At 65.2% G+C, this 20,681-nt stretch carries 20 protein-coding genes; 11 read left to right on the top strand and 9 right to left on the bottom strand.

The window, feature by feature from the left end; translation table 11 throughout:
• Window positions 1–8 precede the first annotated feature (8 nt).
• Entirely contained in the window at window positions 9–1,106 is a 1,098-nt protein-coding gene (locus tag AC1DW9_RS14220; RefSeq protein ID WP_476776101.1) for a YeeE/YedE family protein, read from the top strand.
• A gap of 15 nt (window positions 1,107–1,121) precedes the next feature.
• Here the strand turns inward: AC1DW9_RS14220 and AC1DW9_RS14215 are convergent, their stop codons facing one another.
• From AC1DW9_RS14215 to AC1DW9_RS14190, 6 genes are all read right to left on the bottom strand, one after another.
• Window positions 1,122–2,033: an MBL fold metallo-hydrolase gene (locus AC1DW9_RS14215; RefSeq protein WP_441488160.1), complete on the bottom strand. Its 912-nt coding sequence runs from the start codon at window positions 2,031–2,033 to the stop codon at window positions 1,122–1,124.
• A gap of 83 nt (window positions 2,034–2,116) precedes the next feature.
• On the bottom strand, window positions 2,117–3,091 hold the full coding sequence (locus AC1DW9_RS14210; RefSeq protein WP_476776100.1) for an ornithine cyclodeaminase family protein: 975 nt from the start codon (window positions 3,089–3,091) through the stop codon (window positions 2,117–2,119).
• Window positions 3,092–3,218: 127 nt separating this feature from the next.
• Window positions 3,219–3,611: an OsmC family protein gene (locus AC1DW9_RS14205; protein ID WP_441488162.1), complete on the bottom strand. Its 393-nt coding sequence runs from the start codon at window positions 3,609–3,611 to the stop codon at window positions 3,219–3,221.
• A gap of 100 nt (window positions 3,612–3,711) precedes the next feature.
• Complete coding sequence (locus AC1DW9_RS14200) at window positions 3,712–4,167, bottom strand: RbsD/FucU family protein (protein ID WP_476776099.1); 456 nt, start codon at window positions 4,165–4,167, stop codon at window positions 3,712–3,714.
• Window position 4,168: 1 nt separating this feature from the next.
• Window positions 4,169–5,008, bottom strand: coding sequence for an amidohydrolase family protein (locus AC1DW9_RS14195; protein WP_476776098.1), 840 nt, complete (start codon window positions 5,006–5,008; stop codon window positions 4,169–4,171).
• A gap of 4 nt (window positions 5,009–5,012) precedes the next feature.
• Window positions 5,013–6,041, bottom strand: a complete 1,029-nt coding sequence (locus tag AC1DW9_RS14190) for an aldo/keto reductase (RefSeq protein WP_476776097.1) — start codon at window positions 6,039–6,041, stop codon at window positions 5,013–5,015.
• Window positions 6,042–6,229: 188 nt separating this feature from the next.
• On the opposite strand from AC1DW9_RS14190, the gene AC1DW9_RS14185 reads away from it, so the two are divergent.
• From AC1DW9_RS14185 to AC1DW9_RS14160, 6 genes are all read left to right on the top strand, one after another.
• Window positions 6,230–7,582 (top strand): ABC transporter substrate-binding protein, encoded by a 1,353-nt coding sequence (locus tag AC1DW9_RS14185; RefSeq protein ID WP_441488166.1) that lies wholly within the window; start codon window positions 6,230–6,232, stop codon window positions 7,580–7,582.
• 148 nt (window positions 7,583–7,730) lie between these two features.
• Window positions 7,731–8,645 carry a carbohydrate ABC transporter permease gene (locus AC1DW9_RS14180; protein WP_476776117.1) on the top strand — a complete coding sequence of 305 codons (915 nt, stop codon included), beginning with the start codon at window positions 7,731–7,733 and terminating at the stop codon, window positions 8,643–8,645.
• Window positions 8,642–9,460, top strand: a complete 819-nt coding sequence (locus AC1DW9_RS14175) for a carbohydrate ABC transporter permease (protein ID WP_441488167.1) — start codon at window positions 8,642–8,644, stop codon at window positions 9,458–9,460. The genes AC1DW9_RS14180 and AC1DW9_RS14175 overlap by 4 nt, the downstream gene beginning before the upstream one ends.
• A gap of 94 nt (window positions 9,461–9,554) precedes the next feature.
• Window positions 9,555–10,451, top strand: a complete 897-nt coding sequence (locus AC1DW9_RS14170; protein WP_476776096.1) for a dihydrodipicolinate synthase family protein — start codon at window positions 9,555–9,557, stop codon at window positions 10,449–10,451.
• A 25-nt stretch (window positions 10,452–10,476) separates the two neighbouring features.
• Window positions 10,477–11,151 (top strand): GntR family transcriptional regulator, encoded by a 675-nt coding sequence (locus AC1DW9_RS14165; RefSeq protein ID WP_476776095.1) that lies wholly within the window; start codon window positions 10,477–10,479, stop codon window positions 11,149–11,151.
• A 353-nt stretch (window positions 11,152–11,504) separates the two neighbouring features.
• Window positions 11,505–11,894 (top strand): VOC family protein, encoded by a 390-nt coding sequence (locus AC1DW9_RS14160; protein ID WP_441488169.1) that lies wholly within the window; start codon window positions 11,505–11,507, stop codon window positions 11,892–11,894.
• 104 nt (window positions 11,895–11,998) lie between these two features.
• Here AC1DW9_RS14160 and AC1DW9_RS14155 read toward each other — a convergent pair whose 3' ends face one another.
• The 3 genes from AC1DW9_RS14155 to AC1DW9_RS14145 all read right to left on the bottom strand — a co-directional run bounded on the left by AC1DW9_RS14155 (window position 11,999) and on the right by AC1DW9_RS14145 (window position 15,924).
• Window positions 11,999–12,805 carry an SDR family NAD(P)-dependent oxidoreductase gene (locus tag AC1DW9_RS14155; RefSeq protein ID WP_476776094.1) on the bottom strand — a complete coding sequence of 269 codons (807 nt, stop codon included), beginning with the start codon at window positions 12,803–12,805 and terminating at the stop codon, window positions 11,999–12,001.
• A gap of 87 nt (window positions 12,806–12,892) precedes the next feature.
• On the bottom strand, window positions 12,893–13,912 hold the full coding sequence (locus AC1DW9_RS14150; RefSeq protein WP_441488171.1) for a TRAP transporter substrate-binding protein: 1,020 nt from the start codon (window positions 13,910–13,912) through the stop codon (window positions 12,893–12,895).
• A gap of 143 nt (window positions 13,913–14,055) precedes the next feature.
• A complete protein-coding gene (locus AC1DW9_RS14145; RefSeq protein ID WP_441488172.1) occupies window positions 14,056–15,924 on the bottom strand; it encodes a TRAP transporter large permease in 1,869 nt (622 codons plus the stop codon).
• Between the two features lie 317 nt (window positions 15,925–16,241).
• Here AC1DW9_RS14145 and AC1DW9_RS14140 point away from each other — a divergent pair, with 317 nt between their 5' ends.
• The 4 genes from AC1DW9_RS14140 to AC1DW9_RS14125 all read left to right on the top strand — a co-directional run bounded on the left by AC1DW9_RS14140 (window position 16,242) and on the right by AC1DW9_RS14125 (window position 20,679).
• Window positions 16,242–17,105, top strand: a complete 864-nt coding sequence (locus AC1DW9_RS14140; RefSeq protein WP_441506974.1) for an IclR family transcriptional regulator — start codon at window positions 16,242–16,244, stop codon at window positions 17,103–17,105.
• Between the two features lies 1 nt (window position 17,106).
• Complete coding sequence (locus tag AC1DW9_RS14135) at window positions 17,107–18,747, top strand: acyl-CoA synthetase (RefSeq protein WP_441506975.1); 1,641 nt, start codon at window positions 17,107–17,109, stop codon at window positions 18,745–18,747.
• A complete protein-coding gene (locus AC1DW9_RS14130; RefSeq protein ID WP_441488175.1) occupies window positions 18,747–19,601 on the top strand; it encodes a PCC domain-containing protein in 855 nt (284 codons plus the stop codon). Before AC1DW9_RS14135 ends, AC1DW9_RS14130 begins: the two co-directional genes overlap by 1 nt.
• Before the next feature lie 115 nt (window positions 19,602–19,716).
• Window positions 19,717–20,679, top strand: coding sequence for an alpha/beta fold hydrolase (locus AC1DW9_RS14125; RefSeq protein ID WP_441506976.1), 963 nt, complete (start codon window positions 19,717–19,719; stop codon window positions 20,677–20,679).
• Window positions 20,680–20,681: the final 2 nt, after the last annotated feature.

The raw sequence follows: 20,681 nt of genomic DNA, 5'->3' as shown, positions 1-20,681 counted from the left end.
TGACGATCATGGAACCTCTGCCGACCTGGGCCGTGACGCTGATCGGCGTCGTCATCGGCGCGGCCTGCGGCTTCACTGCCCGGCGTGCCCGGCTCTGCTCCTTCGGGGCGATCGAGGACGCCTGGATGGGTGGCGATACGCGCCGCCTGCGCATCTTCGGGCTTGCGCTCGCCGTTGCGCTCGTGGGCACGCAGCTTCTGGTCGGCTTCGGCTGGCTTTCGCCCCGGCTCTCGACCTATGTGCCTTCGGCCCTGCCCTGGCTCTCGATCCTGCTCGGCAGCACGGTCTTCGGGATCGGCATGGCGCTGGTCGGCACCTGCGGCTTTGGCTCTCTCGTTCGTCTCGGCAGCGGCGACCTGCGCAGCCTGATCGTGATGATGGTCTTCGGTGCCGTCGCCTATGCCACGCTCCGCGGCATGCTGGCTTCCTTTCGAATCGATGTGCTCGAGACGGTCGCCCTGCCGATACCTGGTGGAGTGCAGGGTGATCTGCCTTCGCTGCTCGCCTGGTTCGGTCTCGGCGACTGGCGGCTTGCCATCGTTCTCGTCGCCGCCCTGGTGCTGATACTGGCTGTGCTCGCTGACCCTCGGTTGCGGCGTTCGCCGCGGCTGCTGCTGGCCGGGCTGACGCTGGGGTTCGGCGTCGTTGCAGGCTGGTGGGCGACAGGTGTGGCGATCGACGAATTCGCCGCGTTTCCGCGCCCGCAGAGCCTGACCTTCGTCTCGCCAATCGGCCGGGCGCTCTACGCGGTCCTGACCCACCCCATCGGGTTCCTCGATTTCGGGGTCGGCACCATTCTGGGGGTGATGCTCGGAGCCTTTGCCTCGGCGCTCTACGATCGCGAGTTCCGCTGGGAGGCCTTCGACGATCACCACGAGATGCGCCGCCATCTGGCGGGCGGTGCGCTGATGGGATTCGGCGGCATTCTCGCCGGCGGCTGCACCATCGGGCAGGGCGTCACGGCTGGCTCGCTGATGGCGCTGTCCTGGCCGCTGGCGGTCGCCGGCATGATGCTCGGCGCCCGCATCGGTATCGCAATTCTCGTCGAGGGCTCGGTGAGCGAGATGCTGGCCGAACGCTTCGGGCGCCGCCGTCGCTGCGATTGAGCGTTCTTCCGCCGATCAGGCCGCGGACGGGATGAAGCGGAAGGCCTGCCCGGTGCGCTCGACCGTACCGATCCCGCCCTTTGGCAGATGATAGCCAATCACCCGCAGCTTCTCGTCGGCGGCCCGGCCAAGCACGGTCTTGCGGGTCTGGACCGCCTGATCCGGGTCATGATCGGACGCTGGGCGCCATTCCGGATGTGCGAAGGATGCGACCGGATGCGTCGCCGCGTCGCCCAGCACGAGCAGCCTGTCGCTGCCGTCCTTGATCTCGAAGGAGACATGTCCCGGCGTATGGCCGGGCGTCGCGACAGCCGCGATTCCCGGCAGCACTTCCTCGCCTGCGGCGAAGGTCTTCAGCCCGTCCTGGAGACCCTTAAGTACGCGCTGTGCGCCGGCTGCAAAGGCGTGCCGGTCTTCGGAGAGACGCTCATAGACCTTGGCATCAGTCCAGAACGCCACCTCGTCGCGGGCCGCCAGCCAGGTCGCACTCGGGAATGCCGGGCTGTCGAACTCGTCGAGCGCCCCCCAGAGATGGTCCGGGTGCAAATGGGTGAAGACGACATGGCTCACACTGTCGGGCGCGATACCGGCGGCCTCCAGGCTTGCCGCGAGCTTGCCGCTGCCGGCGAGAAAGTGCGCGCCGGCGCCGCAATCGAACAGGATCGTCTCGCTGCCGCGCTTCAGGCAGGTGACGTTCAGCACGGTCTCGGCTGGCCCCTTGCTGCCGGTCATCGCCTCGAGCTGGGGCAGCGGCGTATCGCGCGCGATCATCGAGAGCGGCAGCTGGAAGCCCCCATCGCTCAGCACCAGGATCTCGGCCTTGCCGAGTCCGGCCCGCGCCACGACCTGGGCTCGTGCCGCACCGCCGCAGAACGAGGCCGCCGCCGTCAGACTGGCTCCGAGAGTAAAGGCGCGCCGGTCAAGCATTGAAGATCTCACATATTCCTATGGATGAATATGTGACGCTAGCAGAGCTCCGTTGCCTTGTCTTCCTGTTTGCAGACGCAGTCTCAGCGCGGGAGGCGCAGGCCGGCTCCTCTGGCCAGGGCCGCGCGATAGACGGTAGCCGCCACGGCGAGATCGGCGAGCGCGAAGCCGCGGAAAATGAACATGGCGCGCTGCTCCGCGTCGAGGCGTCCGGGCCGGACCCCGCCGGCAAGTTCCGTCAGGTCGGCATCGAAGCTGCCGAGCGGGCCGACATCCCGAGCGATCGGTGGGCTCTCCGCCTGTTGCTGGTGATCGTCGGTGGCCAAGAGGTCGAGCTTGCGCAAGCCATCCGGCAGCCAGCTGCGGGCGACGTCGACGGCAGCAACGAAGGCGCCCGGCTTCAACCAGGCAGGATCGAGGAAGGGCGCGAAACCGGGCTGCATGGGCACGGAGGTGATGATCACGTCGCTGCTGTGAACGACGTCGCCGGCGTCATCATGGGCCTTCGCCGCAAGGCCCTGCTCGCGGGCGTGCTCTATGAAGACGTCGGTGGTCCGACGGCTTCGGCCGAAAGCGCGAAGCTCGGTCAGGCCGGGCAGCAGGGACTTGAACGCGGCAAGATGCGAGCGAGCCTGCAGGCCGCAGCCGATGAAGCCGATGGTGCGGCTTTCCGGCCGTGCCAGGAACGCGCCCGCTGCCGCGGACATGGCCGCCGTGCGGATCGCCGTGACGAGGTTGCCATCGAGGATGGCCAACAACGTGCCGGATGCATAGTCGTTGAGTGCAATCATGGCGTGGATGCCGGGCGTGCCCGCTCCATTCGCGGCGGGCGCCATGCCGAGCCATTTCGTCGCTGCCATGCCGATCTCGGGCGAGGCCGCGCAAAGCGACTGGAAGGCGTGGCCGGGGCCGATCTCGAGCGCAAGCTTGGGCTTGCTCAGCGTCTGGCCGTCGTGATGAGCCTTGAAGATCGTCCTCACCGCCGCGCGGGCGAGCGCCGGATCGAGTTCGAGCCCGGCGATGTCGGCTTCGGCGAGATAGAGGAGAGTGACAGGCATGGGCAGGCTCGCAGCAGGGGGGCTCGGTTGAACTGGATCGTGCCAAGGGCGCACGGGCGTGACCGATCGCTCAGCGTGGTTCTTCTAGCGGCGTGGGTGCCGGAACGGAAACGGACTCACGAGGGTGTCAACCGTCCGACAGTCTTGTCGCAATATCGGCGCCGGCCTTCAGCGTCAGGGTCACGGGTGTACGCTCGGCGACATCGGCGAGGCGCATCCGCTGATCCTCAGACAGATCGCCCGTCAGCGTGATGACACGTTCGATCTTTGAACGGTTCTCGACCTTGACGTGGTGCAGATCGATATCGACAGCCTGAAGGCTCCACTGCTTGCGCTCGGCATACATCCGCAAGGTGATGGCCGTGCAGGCGCCGAGGCTGGCGAGCAGCAGGTCATAGGGCGCTGGCCCGGCATCGGCTCCGCCCAAGGCGGCCGGTTCGTCGGCAACCAGCGTACGGCCGCCCATTCTGATCGTCGTCGCAAAATTCGTCGTGCCGATATGGGCGTTCGCGCGGGCCATGAAGCCATCCTCCAGGCACGCCAGCGCAGTCTGTCGAAGCCGCGCCGACGGCGTCACGATCCTGAGCGGTGCAGGCGCGCTTGCCAACCCTCGTGCGGGCTCAGCCTGGAAGCCCCGCGATGACGCCCTTGCGCAGCAGGAAGCAGCCATAGGGCCGCGGGTCGCCGACCTGGACGACAGCGAAGCTCGTCTTCGCCACGGCATAGAAGGCGAAACGCTCGATGCCGAGGCATGGCACGGGCTCTCCCATGGCGCGGTCGATTTCGGCCTGAACCTCGGCCTGGACCGGCGGGATCTCGTCAGGCTTGCCGACAACCTCCATGCGACGCAGCGAGCCGGGCTCGAAATCGTCGATTGGCAGGACGGAGAGGATGGCGCGGGTCGCGCGGGCCATCGAAAGGCCGGGCAGTCGGATCAGCCTTCCGCTGGCGGTCGCGCTGGCAACGGTATCGGCCGGATGATTGGCATCGACAATGGCCAGATCGTCGCCATGGCCCATCGCGGCCAGAACCCAGAGCAGATCGGCGCTCAAGACGGGGTCGATGCCCTTCAGCATATCAGTTGCGTCCTCGGTGGGAGAGATAGAGCCTCTGGGCATTGCCGCCCATGATCGCGGCGCGATCGGCTTCGGGCAGGGGCGCCAGCAATTCCGCGACGGTTTCGAACCAGCGGGAATAGTCGGCTCGCAAGGTGACGACGGGCCAGTCGCTGCCCCAGATCAGGCGATCGGGACCGAAGACGGCGAGCAGATGCGAAACGGCCGGGCGCAGGGTCTCGGTCGTCCAGCCGGCCGAGGCTTCGGTGACGAGGCCGGAGATCTTGCAGAAGGTCTGGGGCCGCGCGGCGACTGCGGCGATATCCTCGCGCCAATTCGCGATCTCCCCACTGATGAGATCCGGCTTGGCGGCATGGTCGACAACGACGGCGAGCGTCGGATGTCGATCGAGAACGGCCAATAGTGGCGCAATGTGCTGCGGTCGCAGCAGCGCGTCGAAGACGAGGTCATGGGCTGCCACCGCTGCGAAGGCGGGCGCAAGGGAAGGGCGGGCCAGCCAGTTCTCGTCGGGAATGTCGTGGACCATGGGCCTGAGCCCGACCAGCAGCGGATTGCCGCTCAGGCGGGCAATCCGCTCGGACGCATCGAGCGCATCGAAATCACACCAGCCGACGACGCCGGCGACGCTTTGGTCGTGCTCTGCGATGCCGAGCAGGAATGCCGTCTCTGCCTCGGTCGGCGCGGCCTGGACCAGGATGGTGCGCGCGATGCCGTGCCGTGCCAGCAGCGGCGCCAGGTCCGGTGGACCGAAGTCGCGATAAATCGGGCCCAGTGCCGGGGTCAGCCAGCCATAGTCGCCGCGTGAGAGCCGCCAGTAATGCTGATGGGCGTCGATCCGCATCGGGCTATTCCGGCACAGGAACGTCAGCACCGAGCAGGCCTTCGGCCTTGAGCGCGCTCCAGAGCTCGGACGGAACCGGCGCGGCGATTTCGGCAAGCTGGTCGGCGACCTCCGTGGGTGAGACCGCCCCCATGACGACGCTGGAAACGGCGGGGTGGCCCAGCGGGAACTGCAGCGCCGCACGGCGCAGTGGCACCTCATGGCGCCGGCAGATCGTCTCGATGGCGGCAACCCGCGCGAGGATCTCGGGCGGAGCCGGCTTGTAATTGTACTTGGCGCCAGCGACGGGGCCGGTGGCCAGGATGCCGGAATTGAAGACGCCGCCGAGCATCAGGCCGATGCCCTTCTTCTGCGCGAGCGACATGAAGGATACGAGCGCCGGCTGTTCCAACAGCGAATAGCGGCCGGCCAGCAGCATCGTGTCGAAGTCGCCGGCATGGGCAAAGCGCTCGCACATCTCCGCTTCATTGACCCCGACTCCGATCGCCTTGACCGTACCGGCCGCCCGCAATTTGTCGAGCGCGCGGTAGGCGCCGGCCATTGCCTCGAAGAACCGGTTCTCGATGCCGTCCGCGCCATGGGTCCAGATGTCGACGTCATGGATCAGGACGATATCGATATGGTCCGTGCCCAGCCGGAGGGCGGATTGTTCGAGCGAGCGCATGGTCCCGTCATAGGAATAGTCGAAACGCATGCCATGCGGCAGGCCGCCCAGATAGCCCGAGCCGTTGCCGCGCCCCATGAAGGGCTGTGCGACGCGGCCAACCTTGCTGGAGAGCAGCACATTCTCGCGGTCGACCCGGCGCAATGCCGCACCGATGCGATGCTCGGACAATCCGTGACCATAGAGTGGCGAGGTATCGATCAGGGTGACACCACTGGCGACGGCAGCCTCTACCGTTGCGACGGCCTGAGCCTCGTCGAGCCGTGCATAGAGATCACCGAGGGGCGCCCCGCCGAAGCCGAGTATCGAGACCTTCAGTCCGGTGCGGCCAAGGTTTCGCGAGGGGAGGGGCGGCGCAATTGCGGGCATGGATGCGGGTCCAGGAATGTGCTGCAGTGACTATGTGCACGCCAACATGTCAGCTTGCAACCGACCTCGAACGCGATTAGCGTCAGCGCCGGATCCGAAGGGCAAAGTCTCGACGGGACCGGCGCACAGCCGGATAAACAGGCAGGCTCGTCAACGGGCCGCAATCCGCGTCCACAGGGAGGACAATCATGACAGACAGCATTCTGAGGCCGAGCCGGCGCGCGCTTCTGCGCGGGGCCGCAGCGTTGGGCGCAGCGGGCGCCGTCGGTTCGCCGATGGTTCTGCGCGAAGCCCATGCGCAGGCCGCCTTCAACTGGAAGCGCTTTGCCGGCACGACGATCGATGTGCTGTTGGTGAAGAACCCGCGTTCCGACCTGATGCAGGCGGCCGAGAAGGAGTTCACCGAGCTCACCGGAATCAAGGTCTCGGCCGAACAGGTGCCGGAGCAGCAGCAGCGCCAGAAGGCGGTAATCGAGTTTGCCTCGGGCAAGCCGAGCTTCGACGTCAGCGGCATCTCGCTGCATGTGCAGAAGCGCATGGCCGCCAAGGGCAAGTGGTTCGAGGATCTGACGCCCTTCATCAAGGACGCCTCGCTGACCTCGCCGGACTTCAACTTCGATGATTTTGGCGCGGGACCGGTCGCCTATGCGCGCCAGGCCGACGGATCGCTCGATACGATCCCGTTCTTCGTCGATTACTGGATGATCTACTACAACAAGGAGCTCTTCGACGCGAAGGGCGTGGCCTATCCCAAGACGATGGACGAGATCGCCACGGTCGCGGCCAAGCTGCATGATCCGGCCAAGGGCATCGCAGGCTTCGTCTCGCGCGGCCTGAAGAACGCCAACGTCCCGGTCTGGGCCAGCCTGCTGCTGGGCCAGGGCATCGAGACCACCTCGCCCCAGGGCAAGCTGCTCACCGATACGCCCGAGGCGGCCTGGGCCGGCGAACTCTACAAGAAGCTGAACAAGGAGACTGGCCCGGCCGGTCAGGTCGGCTTCAACTGGAATGAATGCCAGACCACCTTCATGCAGGGTCGCGCCGCGATGTGGCTCGACGGCATCGGCTTTGCCACGCCGCTCGAGGACCCGACGAAGTCGCGTATCGTCGGCAAGGTCGGCTATGGCATCACGCCGCCCGGGCCGAAGGCGCATCATGCCGGGATGTTCGCCGATGGCATGGGCATTTCGCGCGGCTCGCAGAAGAAGCAGGCCGCGTGGCTCTATCTCCAGTTCATGACAAGCAAGGCGCAGCAGATCGCGATGCTCAAGGCCGGCGCCGGAGCGCCCGGGCGTGCCTCGGCCTATCTCGACACCGAGACCATCTCGCAGTCGAAATTCGGCAAGCAATATTTCGAGTGTCTGCTGGGTTCAGCCAAGGTCGCCCGCGCTGCGCTGCCGCAGATCGTTCCGGTGACCGAATTCCGCGATGTCTTCGGCGTGGCGCTGACCAATGCGCTCGGCGGTGCCGATGTCGCTGCGGAGTTGAAGAAGGCGACCGAAACCTTCGCGCCGGTCCTGGTCAAGAGCGAACAGGGCTGACGACCATCACCATCATGGCCGGGCATGCCCTGGCCATGATGGCCTTCCCCGTTCGGGGAGGGCGATGTTCACGACGCACATGCCCGCCACAGGGCGGGCATGACAAACCGTTTTCAGCAAAGCGCAGAGCATGACCAACTCAACCGCCATGCCAGCGGATCTCGCGACGCCCAAGGTGCTGCCTGCGAGACATTCAGCGGATTTTACGCCGCGCTACTGGCTGTTCTCGTTGCCCGCCGTGCTGGTCATCCTCGGGGTGATCGTCTTCCCGTGGCTGTTCACGCTCTATATGTCGGGCCATGACTGGAAGATCGGCGGAGGCCCCGAATTCGTCGGCCTGCAGAACTTCTCGGAGCTGTTGCGCGATACGCGCTTCCTCGAATCGATGGGGCATACCGCCTATTTCACGGTCCTCGCCGTGGTGCTGCCGATCGTCTTCGGCACGGCGGCGGCCCTGGTCTTCCACCGCGAGTTCCCGTTCCGGGGGCTGCTGCGCACCATCTTCGTGATGCCGATGATGGCGACGCCCGTCGCTGTCGCACTGGTCTGGACGATGATGTTCCACCCGCAGCTTGGCGTGCTGAACTACCTGCTATCGCTCGTCGGGGTTGGACCCCAGCCCTGGGTCTACGACCCCCATACCGTGATCCCGACGCTGATCCTGGTCGAAGTCTGGCACTGGACGCCGCTCGTCATGCTGATCGTGCTCGGCGGTCTGGCCGGCTTGCCGAAGGAACCCTATGAATCCGCGCTGATCGACGGCGCCAATTCCTGGCACATGTTCCGCCACATCACGCTGCCGCTGGTCTGGCCCTTCATCATGGTGGCGATCGTGATCCGCACCATCGACGCGCTGAAGGCCTTCGACACGATCTTCGTGATCACCCAGGGCGGGCCGGGTACGGCGTCCGAAACGCTCAACATCTTCCTCTATCTGCAGGCCTTCCAGTTCTACAAGATCGGCTACGCCTCGGCCGTGGTGGTGATCTTCTTCGTCATCATCATCATTCTCTCGCTGCTGCTTCTCTACGCGCGCCAGAAGTCGAAGTGGAACGCGGAATGAAGCGGCTCGCCTCCAAGATCGGCTTTGCGCTTTCGGTCTTCGTACTGGTTTCGCCGGCCGTCCTCGTCTTCCTCTGGATGCTGTCGCTCTCGTTCAAGAACGAACTCGACAACACCGCTTTCCCGCCGGTCTTCATCCCGAACCCGCCGACGCTGGCGAACTATCTCGACGTCTTCGAGAAGAACAACTTCGCGCTCTATCTCTGGAATTCGATCCTGGTCACGGGCGGGGCTGTGCTGATCGGGCTTGGGGTCGGCGTGCCAGCGGGCTACGGCATCGCCCGCGGCAAGGCGACGAAGTTCGCGATCCTGATCCTGGTCGCCCGCATGACACCGGCCTTGTCCTACCTGATCCCGCTCTTCCTGCTGTTCCAGATGACCGGGCTCGTCGGCAGCATCACGGCGCTGGTGATCACGCATCTCGTCATCACCATTCCGATCATCGTCTGGATCATGATCGGCTATTTCGAGAATGTGCCGATGGAACTGGAGGATGCGGCGCGCATCGACGGTGCGACGACCTGGCAGGCCTTTCGTCATGTCGCGCTGCCGCTGGCGCGGCCCGGCATCGTGGTCGGCGGCATCCTCGCCTTCATCTTCTCCTGGAACAACTTCATCTTCTCGGTCGTGCTCGGCGGCAAGAACAGCCGTACCTTGCCGTCTGCCGTCTACAACTCCCTGACCTTCGAGCAGATTTCCTGGGGGCCGCTCGCCGCTGCCGCGCTGCTGGTGACGCTGCCAGTGTTGCTGCTGACGGTGCTGGCCCAGCGTCAGATCGTCGCTGGATTGTCGGCCGGGGGGCTGAAGGATGGCTGAGCCGCACCCCGATTTCCGTGTCTTCCCGACCTTGCGTCAGTTTTGACTGCAAACTAACATGTCAGACATTCATATCTCAGGAAAGCTCCCTCCGATGGCTATCGACCCGAACCGCTTTGGCCTTTCCTGCGCCATCACGACGCCGATGCGGGAGGGCGGAGCCGTCGATCTGCCGCGCCTCGTCAAGCATGCGCGCCACGTGCTGGCCGAGGGCTGTGACTCCGTCACGCTGTTTGGCACGACGGGCGAGGGGGCGGCGCTTGGCCTGCCGGCGCGTACCGCGATGCTGGGCGCGCTGGTCGGTGCCGGCATCGATCCTGGCACGCAAATCTATGCCGGCGTCGCCGCCGCCTCGCTGCATGAATCGATCGAGCAGGCCAAGGTCGCGCTCGATATCGGCGCCAAGGGCCTGCTGGTCGCGCCGCCCTTCTATTTCAAGGGCGTCAGCGACGAGGGCCTCTTTGTCTGGTTCTCGCAGTTCTTCGAGAAGCTGGGGCCGTCCGCCCGCAACACCATCCTCTACCACATCCCCTCGGTCACGGCGGTCGATATCAGCGTCGGGCTGGTCGAGCGGCTGAAGAAGGCGTTTCCGGGCATCGTCACCGGGGTGAAGGATTCCTCGGGCAGCTATGCGAATACCGAAGCCCTGCTCAAAGCTCACGGTGAGCTTGCCATCCTGGTCGGTGACGAACGGCTGCTCGCCCGCGCGGTGAGGGCCGGGGCTCAGGGTTCGATCTGCGGCGTCGCCAATCTGGTTCCGGGGCTGCTTCGGCCGATGGTCTATGAAGGGACGGAGAGCCCGGTGGTGAATGCGCTGGTCGACGAGGTCTGCAGCTATCCGGTCCTGCCGGCAGTCAAGGCCTTGGTCGGCCATCTGCATGGCGACAAGGGCTATAGCGCGATGCGCCCGCCGCTCGAGGCTTTGAGCGAGGCGCAGCGACAGCGCTTGTTCGCAGCCTTCGACACGATTACGCGGGCCAAGGCCGCCTGAGGAGCCACGAGAGGAACAGGAGCGCATGGGCGAGAACGATCAGGAGCGCGACGGCGAACCGCTGAAGCTGCGGGACAAGGCCTATGTCAGCTTCACCGAGCGGCTGCTGGCGCGAGAGATCAAGCCAGGCCAGTTCGTCACCCAGCGCGAGCTCGTGGCGATGACTGGCCTGCCGCTCGGTGCCATTCGCGAACTGATCCCGCGCCTCGAGGCGGAAGGTCTGATCAAGACCGTGCCGCAGCGCGGCATGCAGGTTGCCCATGTCGATCTCAACCTGATCCGCAATGCGTTCCAGTTCCGGCTCTTCCTCGAAAAGGAAGCGACTGCGCTCTACGCGAAAACGGCGACGGACGAAGAGATCGCCGAACAGCGTGAACGCCACGAAGCGATCATCCGGAGGGCCGAGGCGGGTGGCGACGAGATGCTGATCGAGGACGCCGAGGATGTAGACCGGCTGATGCATGAGGCGATCATCGATCACCTCGACAACGACATCGTCTCCAAGGCCTTCCGCGTCACCTGGCTGAAGATCAGGCTAATCCGCCAGTACGAGACGCGCATCCAGAACCACATCCTGGTTCCGGTGATGCAGGACCACCTGAAGATCATCGCGGCCATCGAGGCGCGCGACCCCGAACGGGCGGCAGCCGAGATGAGCGCGCATATCGGGAACGCCCGCAACCGGGCCATGAGCTACTGAAACATGAGCTACTGAAGCATTGGCTACTGAAGATCGCGATCGGAGAACGTGGTATTGGCCGGCGCCGCCAAAACGGACCGCGTCACGCTCTTCGCCGAGCGGCTGTCACTCGTTCTGCGATGTGCTGGAGATCATGACGCGCTATTCCTACGGGCCGATCAAGCGGGCGCGGATGTCGAGCTGATTGCGCTGCCGGTGAGCTCCGCTTCGCTTTCGTGGCCATCTCGCGCGATCATACCCTGTTTCCTACCGCGTCCGGCGCTGCTGGTCGCGATCACGCTCTGGCCGCCGCTTGACGACCCCGCTGCCAAACCTGGAGATGGGCAAATGGCAGCGCGGTTCGGAGGCAAACCTTGACGATTGCAAGACCGTCGCATGACGCGACCCAGAAGCTCATCACCTTCCTCTATTATCGCGATCTGCCGCAGGCGATGCGCTTCTACGAGGACGTGCTCGGGCTCGAACTTACGATCGATCAGGGCTGGTCGAAGATCTACCGCATCACCGAGGGGGGCTATGTCGGCCTCGTCGACGAGAGCCGGGGCAGTCATCGCGCCCACCCGGTCAAGCCGGTGCAGATCTGCATCCGCGTCGCTGATGTCGACGGCTGGCATGCCTATGTCGAGAGCGTCGGCGTCTCCGCGCTGAAGCCGCCGCGCAGCCATGAAGCACTCCGGATCCGGGCATTCGTGTTCGATGATCCGGAGGGCTATCAGATCGAGATGCAGTCGGCGCTCGTCTAAAGCATCGGCCCGAAACGTGGRCTGCGGTCCTCGGGAAAGCGGATGCAAGCACAGAAGGTCAGATCATCGGAGCCGGTACGGTATCCGGTCCGATGATCCAGGTGTCAGCTCGGGAAGGCTGCGACTGCGCAGCTCTGACCGCCATCGACGGGCAGGCAAACTCCGGTGATGAAGGCTGCTTCGTCCGAGGCCAGGAACACGGCGGCCGCAGCAATATCCCAGGCCGTGCCCATCTTGCCCATCGGTACGGCGGCGTTGCGGGCAGCGACCATCTCGTCGACCGAGGCATACTGACCCGAGATCTGCTTGTAGATCAGCGGCGTGTCGATCAGGCCCGGCATGATGCAGTTCGCCCGGATGTTCTGCCGGGCATATTGCATGGCGAGCGCGATCGTCGCCTGGTTCACCGCTGCCTTGGTGGCGTAATAGGCAAAGTAGGGGTAGCCGGTCCAGCGGATCGCGGCGAGCGAGGAGATGTTGACGATCGCGCCGCCGCCGCTCGCAAGCATCGCCGGGATGACCGCCTTGGCCGTGCGATAGACCGAGCCGAGATTCAGATCGAGCGCAGCCCGAAACTTCTCCTCGCTGAGTTCGACCGGTCCACCCATATGGGTCACGCCGACATTGTTGTGCAGAATCTGGATGCCGCCGAAGCGCGCCATGGTGGTCGCGACGGCGTCATCGACCGAGCCCTGCTCAGTCACATCGGCTGCGATCGCGAGCGCTTCGCCGCCCTCCTCGCTGATGATGGCCGCTGTCTCGTCGGCAGCAGCCTGGACGAGGTCGATGCAGATGACCCTGGTGCCCTCTCGCGCATAGGCGACCGCTGCGGCCTTGCCATTGCCCCAGCCCGGGCCTGAGGAGCCGGCACCGAAAACGATCGCGGTCTTGCCCTTCAGCCGGTCGGCCATGACGTGCTTCCTTCAGGTGGCGAGTGGTTCAAATGAAAGCCCGGCAGCGCTGTTGCACCGCCGGGCTTGAAAGATGAGCGGGCCGGCTCAGCTCAGGCTGCTGCCAACGGCCTTCTCGAGAATGGCCCAGGCCTCGTCGCCATACTTCTTCTTCCAGTCGGCATAGAAGCCGGCCTTGCGAAGCGCCTCGCGGAAGGGAGCTGCCTGGGTGTCGTTGATGACCATGCCCTTCGAGACGAGTTCGTCCTTGAGGCCGGCATTGAGCTTGGCGACGTCGGCGCGCTCGAGCAGGGCTGCGTCGTCGAGGTTCTTGGCGACGATCTTGCGCAGATCCTCCGGCAGCTTCTCCCAGGCGCGACGGTTCGCCAGGAACCAGAAGCCGTCCCACATGTGGTTGGTCATGGAGAGGTACTTCTGCACCTCGAACAGCTTGGCAGTGGCGATGATCGCCAGCGGATTCTCCTGGCCATCGACCACCTTGGTCTGCAGGGCGGTGTAGACCTCGGCGAAGTTGATGCTGGCCGGGGCCGACTGGAAGGCGGTGAACATCGAGGTCCAGAGCGGGCTGACCGGCACGCGGATCTTGAAGCCCTTGAGATCGTCGGGTGTGTTGATCGGGCCCTTCGAGCTCGTCATCTGGCGGAAGCCGTTGTCCCAGATCTTGTCCATGACGACGAGATTGGCCTTGCCGATCTGGCCGCGGACATAGGCGCCGAGCTCACCGTCCAGGGCCTTCCAGACCGCATCATAGTTCGGGAAGGCGAAGCCGATGCCGCTGAGCGAGGCGTTCGGAACCAGTGTCGAGAGGATCAGCGGCGAGAGCGTGAAGAACTCGACGCCGCCCGAACGGACCTGGCTCAGCATGTCGGTGTCGGAACCGAGCTGATTGTTCGGGAAGATCTGGATGACGACCCGGCCCTTGGTGTCCTGCTTGATCTTCTCTGCCGCTTCGTTGGCGCGGATATTCATCGGGTGCGCGACGGGCAGGTTGTTGGCGTATTTGTAGGTGAATTCGGCGGTCTGCGCCTCGGCCCTGCCGATATGGAAGGAGCCGATGGTGGCGGCAGCGGCGGTGCCCTGCAGCAGAGTGCGGCGTGAGATGGTCATGAGCGTTTCTCTCCCTGTCGATGTTGCTTTCACGCCGCCGCTGGTTTGCTTCGCGACGACGGGATCTCGGTTATCCTAAATTCTCGCGTTCCGGACCGCAGCCCTGCAACCCTCACTGCGATGGTGGCGACCATGCCGGAGCATCAGAGCACCCAGGTCGACAGGCCGGGCACGACTGCAATGACGACAAGGCCGATCAGCAGCGCGACGAGATAGGGCCAGATCGCGCCCATCGCCTCATCCGGCGAGACATTGCCGATCTTGCAGGCGATGTAGAAGCCGATTCCGATCGGGGGGGTCATCAGGCCGATATTCATCGCCGTGACCACCACCATCGAATAGTGCACATCGTTGATGCCGAGATTCTTGGCGATCGGGAACATCAGCGGCGCCATCAACACGATCGCGGGCAGGCCTTCGAGCACGCAGCCCAGAACCAGGAAGACGACGATCGTCACTGCCATGAAGGTCAGCCAGCCGCCCGGCAGGCCGGCCATGAAAGTGGCGAGGTCGCGCGCGAAGCCGGTCTGGGTCAGGGCCCAGGCCATGGCGAGCGCGGTGCCGAGGATCATCAGGATCGCGCCCGAGAGCGCCGCCGTCTCGACCAGCATCGCGTAGCATTTGCGCAGGCCGATGCCGCCATAGAGGATGATGCCGATGACGAAGGCGTAGAGCACCGCAATGGTCGAGACCTCGGTCGCGGTGGCAATGCCGCCGCCGACCACGCCGCGGATCAGGAAGGGCAGGACGAGAGCCGGACCCGCGACCAGAGCGGTCCGCCCGATCACGGCCATGGGCGCGCGCCGCACGCCCTTCATGTCTTCGCCGATGGCTTTCCAGCGTGCCAGCAGCGCCAGTGCGACGAGGAGCACCATGGCAATGCCGAAGCCGGCATTGAACAATCCGGCGATCGAGACGCCCGCGACCGAGCCGAGCACGATCAGGACGATGCTCGGGGGCACCGTGTCGGCCATGGCCGCGCCGGTCGAGAGCAGGGCGATGAGCTCCTTGGGCTGGTAGCCGCGGCGCTTCATCTCGGGAAAGAGCGCGGGCGCCACCGTTGCCATGTCGGAGACTTTCGAGCCCGAAATGCCCGAGACCAGGAAGAGCGAGCCGAGCAGCACATAGGACATGCCGGCGCGGACATGGCCGAGCATCGAGGCGAGGAAGTCGACAATCGCCTTGCCCATGCCGGTCGCATCGAGAATGCAGCCGAGCAGCACGAAGATCGGCACGGAGAGCAGGATGATGCTCGACATGCCCTCGTCCATGCGTCCGATCATCACGATCATCGGGACATTGGTGCTGAAGGCGAGGAAGGCGAGCGTACCCATACCGAAGCAGAAGGCGATCGGCACGCCGGCAGCGAGGCAGAGTGCCACCGTGACGACGAGGAAGATCAGGATGTTGGTGTAGCCGAGACCCTTGAAGACCGGCATCAACCCCCAGCAGGCGGCGGCGAGCCCGGCCACGAGCGCGACGGCGACGATCAGGTCCGGCAGCCTCGCGGTGCGGATGGCATGGCGAACCGTCAGCACGAACATCATGGTGATGCCGCATGCGATGGCCGACACGCGCCAGCTGTTTGGAATGTTGAGCGCGGCCGAGGTGACGTAGGATTCCTCGATTGTGTAGTCGATCGCCGGGTGGATCATGGCCGCGAGGAAGGCGGCAACCACGACCAGGGCCAGCGTCTGCACGAACTGGCTCATGCGCTCAGGCATCATGCCGATGAAGAGCGTCAGCTTGAGATGCTCGTTGCGATCGATCGCGATCGCAGAGCCGAGCATGGCGAGCCAGAGGAAAGAGATCGAGGCGGCTTCGTCGATCCAGACAATCGGCAGGGAGAAGACATAGCGCGTGGTGACGCCGAGCAGCAGCAGCCCGACGATCAGGAGCAGCAGTGCGGCGCTGATCATCTCGATCGGCCGCATGATCGCCGAGCCAGTGCGGATTGCATCCGTATCCAGCGGGTTCTCGGAAGGAACAATGCTCTCGCTGAGCTGTGCCATGCCCGGGCTCAAGCCTGCGTCCGCACGGCAACGCCGGAGCGTGCGCATGTCGGAACGGAACCGCAGCGGATATCCGCTTCAGTCATGGCGTTGGCCTCCGGCCAGCCGGAATCCCGTGACAACATCTGCCCTTCCTCCCGCGCGCCGATCTTGTGAACGTTCTTGAGGCCCGGCGCGGTCCATACTGTGGATGAATGATCCAGCGGACTTGGCCAAGAATACACGAGCAGGCCTGCGTTGCAATCTATCTGAGCCCGAACTAGGCTACTGAAAACAACCAAAGGGTCCATATTATGGACTGTCTCTGAGGCCGCAGGATGGAACATTTCGTTGCATCAGCCGGTGATCTCTCGGGTTCGCAGAGTGTCGATCGGGCCTTGCGGCTCCTGGCTTTGATCGGTCGTGAGCCCGCGGGCGGGTTGCCGCTGAGCGATATCGTCATCGAAAGCGGGCTCAACAAGCCGACGGCGCGGCGGCTGCTGCTCGCCCTGATGCGCGCGGGACTCGTCGAGCAGGAGGCTGTGTCGCGGCATTACTGCCTCGGCGAGGAGGCTTTCGTGCTGGGCGTGCTGGCCGCGCGCCGGCACGGGCTGCTCGAACTGGCCATGGAGAGCCTGAGGCGCCTGTCGGAGATCACCATGGATACGAGCTTTCTTTCGATCCGGCGCGAGAATTACTCGGTCTGCCTGCATCGGGAGGAAGGAACCTATCCGGTCCGGACCCACGCGCTGCAGACTGGCCAGCAGCACCCGCTCGGGGTCGGCGCCGGCTCGCTAGCCATGTTGGCAGCGCTGCCGGACGGCGAGGTCGAGCGGGTCATGGCGGCGAACGAGAAAGCGCTGCTGACGCAGTATCCCGGTTTTCCGCCTGACGAGATCCGCGCCGATCTGGCGCTGGCCCGCGAGCGTGGTTTTTCGCTCAATCCCGGCCGGCTGGTGGCCAGTTCCTGGGGCGTCGGCATCGCCTTCCGCTATCCGGACGGCCGCGTCGCCGGCGCACTCAGCCTGGCGGCGATCGACAGCCGCATGGTTCCCGCGCGCCAGGTCGAGTTGGCGCGCCACCTTTCGACCGAGGCCGAGAGGATGGAGCGCCTGCTCGCGCAGATGTTCGTCCGAAAGACATCCCAAGGCGGCAGCCCGCAGCAGGGGGCACGCCCAATTACAAAATCGAGGAGCGTCTGACGTGACCGAAGCCCTTGCCAGCCAGGCCGCCCCGCGCGGCGGCGTCGCACCCGTGACGCGCCGCGTGATGAACCTTGCCCATATCGTCACCCAGAATGCGCGCCGCTTCGGCCAGCGCCCTGGCTTCATCTGGGGGGACAGGCAGTGGAAATGGGCCGAGATCGATGCGCAGGTTTCGGCGCTGGCCGCGGCGCTGGCGACGCGAGGCATCGGCAAGGGGGACCGCATCCTGGTTCATTCGAAGAACTGCGAGGCGATGTTCTTCTCGATGTTCGCGGCCTTTCGGCTTGGTGCCGTCTGGGTGCCGACCAATTTCAGGCTGCTGCCGGACGAGGTCGCCTATCTCGCGACGGCGTCCGGTGCGAAGGCCTTCCTGTGCCATGGCGATTTTCCGGAGCATGCTGCGGCGGTCGCCACTGCTGAACCCGCGCTCGGCTTTACCTGGCGTATCGGGGCAGGAGCTTTTGGCGAGGCCGAGGTCGGCGAGATGATCGCGCGCCATGCTGGTGCAAGCGTTGCGAATGCCGCGGTCGAGCGTGACGATCCCTGCTGGTTCTTCTTTACCTCGGGTACCACGGGGCGCTCGAAGGCCGCGGTGCTCACCCATGGCCAGATGGGTTTCGTCGTCACCAACCATCTCTGCGACCTGCTGCCGGGAACGACGGAGGCGGATGCATCGCTCGTGGTCGCGCCTCTCTCGCATGGCGCGGGCGTGCACCAGCTCGTCATCTCGGCGCGCGGCGCGCCGACGATCCTGCTGCCGTCGGAGCGTTTCGACGTCGACGAGGCCTATCGCCTGATCGCGCGCCACCGCATCACCAATATCTTCACCGTGCCGACGATCCTGAAGATGCTGGTCGAGCATCCGGCCGTCGACACGCATGACCACTCCTCGCTGCGCTATGTCATCTATGCCGGCGCGCCTATGTATCGCGAGGATCAGAAGGCGGCGCTTGCCAAGCTGGGCAAGGTGATCGTGCAGTATTTCGGGCTCGGTGAGGTCACCGGCAATATCACGGTGCTGCCGCCAGCCCTGCATGATCCCGAGGATGGCCCGAATGCGCGTATCGGGACCTGCGGCTTCGAGCGCACGGGAATGCAGGTCCAGATCCAGGATGATGAGGGGCGTGAGGTCGCGGCAGGGGAGCAGGGCGAAATCTGCGTCGTCGGCCCGGCCGTGTTCGCGGGCTACTACGACAACCCCGAGGCCAATGCGAAATCGTTCCGTGACGGCTGGTTCCGTACGGGTGACCTCGGTCACATGGACGAACAGGGCTTTATCTACATTACCGGGCGCGCGTCCGATATGTACATTTCCGGCGGCTCGAACATCTACCCGCGCGAGATCGAGGAGAAGATCCTGACCCATCCGGCAATCGCGGAGGTGGCCGTGGTCGGCGTGCCCGATCCGGTCTGGGGCGAGATCGGTATCGCCGTCTGCGTCGCATGTTCGGGGGCGCAGGCCAGCGAGGCCGAACTCGCCGAGTTCCTCTCAACCAAGATCGCCCGCTACAAGATGCCGAAGCGCTTCCTGTTCTGGGAGGCGCTGCCGAAGTCGGGTTACGGCAAGGTGCCGAAGCGGCTGGTCAAGGACGAGCTTGAAGCGCGCGGCGAACTCGCCCGGATGCGGGGCGAAAGGTGATGCGGCAGATCATCCAGCCCGGTCCCGCTGCGCCTGAGCGCATTCAATGGATCGAAGCGCATGGCCGACGCTTCAGGATGTCTCTCGCGGCCGGGCTTCCGCTTCTGGAAGCGGTGCGCCGCGGCTTTGCGGCAATGGGCTTCACCAGTGGCGTGGTCACGGTCGATGGGCTCGTCCTAGGACCCTTCGCCTATGTGATGCCGGCGCTGTCGAAGACACCGGAGCATGCCGCCTTCTATAGCGACACGTTTCGGCCTGCCGGCGTGACGCGCGTCGAGACGGGGGCGATGACCTTCGGTATGCGTGATGGAGCGCCCTTCTTCCACTGCCACGCGCTCTGGACGGAAGCGGACGGCAAGGTCAGCGGCGGTCATATCCTGCCGGACGACACCGTACTCGCGGAAACGGTCACCGTACCGGCGCTGGGCCTCGATGGCGCCGGTTTTGCCGCCGCGCCCGATCCGGAGACGAATTTCAAGCTGTTCGGCCCGGTCGCAGTGCCATTCTCCGGCGCTTCGCGCGAAGGGCGTTATTTCGCCCTGCGTGTGGGCCCGAATGTCGATTTCACCACGGCGCTGGAAGAGTTCTGTGCCGAACGCGGCATCCGGCGTGCCGTCATCCATGGCGGCGTCGGCAGCACCATCGGCGCGCATTTCGAGGATGGCCGGATCGTCGAGAATTTCGCGACCGAAGTCGCGATTCAGGCCGGGGTCATCGAACCCGCGCAGGGGCGACTTGCCGCAGAGATCGATGTGGCGCTGGTCGATTTCACCGGTGCGATGGCGCAGGGCCGTCTGAGACGCGGCGACAATCCGGTGTTGATGACCTTCGAGCTGGTACTCGAGGCCTTGTAGGCGCCCAGAGAGGCAGTCCCACCGAAGCCTTCGGTCGGCACCGAAGTGTTTCCAGGTGTCAGCGCGTATTCGAAGGCGCAGTCTCCCGCCCACCCAGCAAGGGCGGGAGCCAGCCATGAACATAGCTTCGATCAACACAGCGCGCGCCGTCGCCGCGGGCGAGGTCATGCGGTTGACGGAAACGGCCGAGACGCCCGGCTTGCTGGTCCGGCGTGCGGCTGGGGCCGGGCCGAGCGTCGTCTACGTTCATGGCGCGACCTTTCCGTCGGCCCTTTCTGTTGCATACCGCTTCGACGGGCGTTCCTGGATGGACGACCTGCAGGAGCGCGGTTTCGATGTCTGGAGCTTTGATCTCGCGGGCTATGGCGGCTCGGACAGGCCCGCGAGCTTCCTTGCCCAGGCGCCTGACAATGCGCCATCCGGGCGCGCGCCAGAGGCCGCAAAACAGCTGGCGCGGGTGATCGAGCACGTGCTGGACGTAACCGGACGGGCCCGAGTGTCGCTCATCGCGCATTCCTGGGGCAGCATCGTCGCCGGGCTCCTTGCCTCGCTGCATCCGGAGCGTGTCGAGCGACTGGTCCTGTTCGGGCCTATCGCGCAACGCAAGACCCCAGGCTTCCTTGCGCCGGAGAGCATCGGGGCGTGGCGTCTCGTCTCGGTTGCCGACCAGCTCGCGCGCTTCGTCGAGGACGTCCCGCATGGCCACTCCCCGGTCCTGATCGAACCCACGCTCGCAGACTGGGGTCCAGCCTATCTCGCCAGCGATGCGCAAGCCGCAAGCAGAAGGCCTGAACCGGCGGTCAAGATTCCCTCCGGGCCTCGCGCCGATATCGCCTCGGCCTGGTCGGGGCGGCTCGGCTACGACCCGTCTCACATCACGGCGCCGACCCTGATCGTGCGCGGCGCCTGGGACAGCCTGTGCAGGGACAGCGATGCGCAATGGCTGCGCGGGCGGCTTGGCACGAGTGAAACCCGAGATGTCGTCATTCCCGAGGGCACGCATCTGATGCATCTCGAACATGCGCGCTCCGGGCTCTTCGAGGCGACAGGGGCCTTCCTCATGAAGAGAGGCTCATGAAG

The sequence above is a fragment of the Allobosea sp. P4_E12 genome (assembly GCF_056401655.1).
Note: the sequence above shows the minus strand (reverse complement) of the source record. Positions and strands in the feature narration are given on the sequence as shown.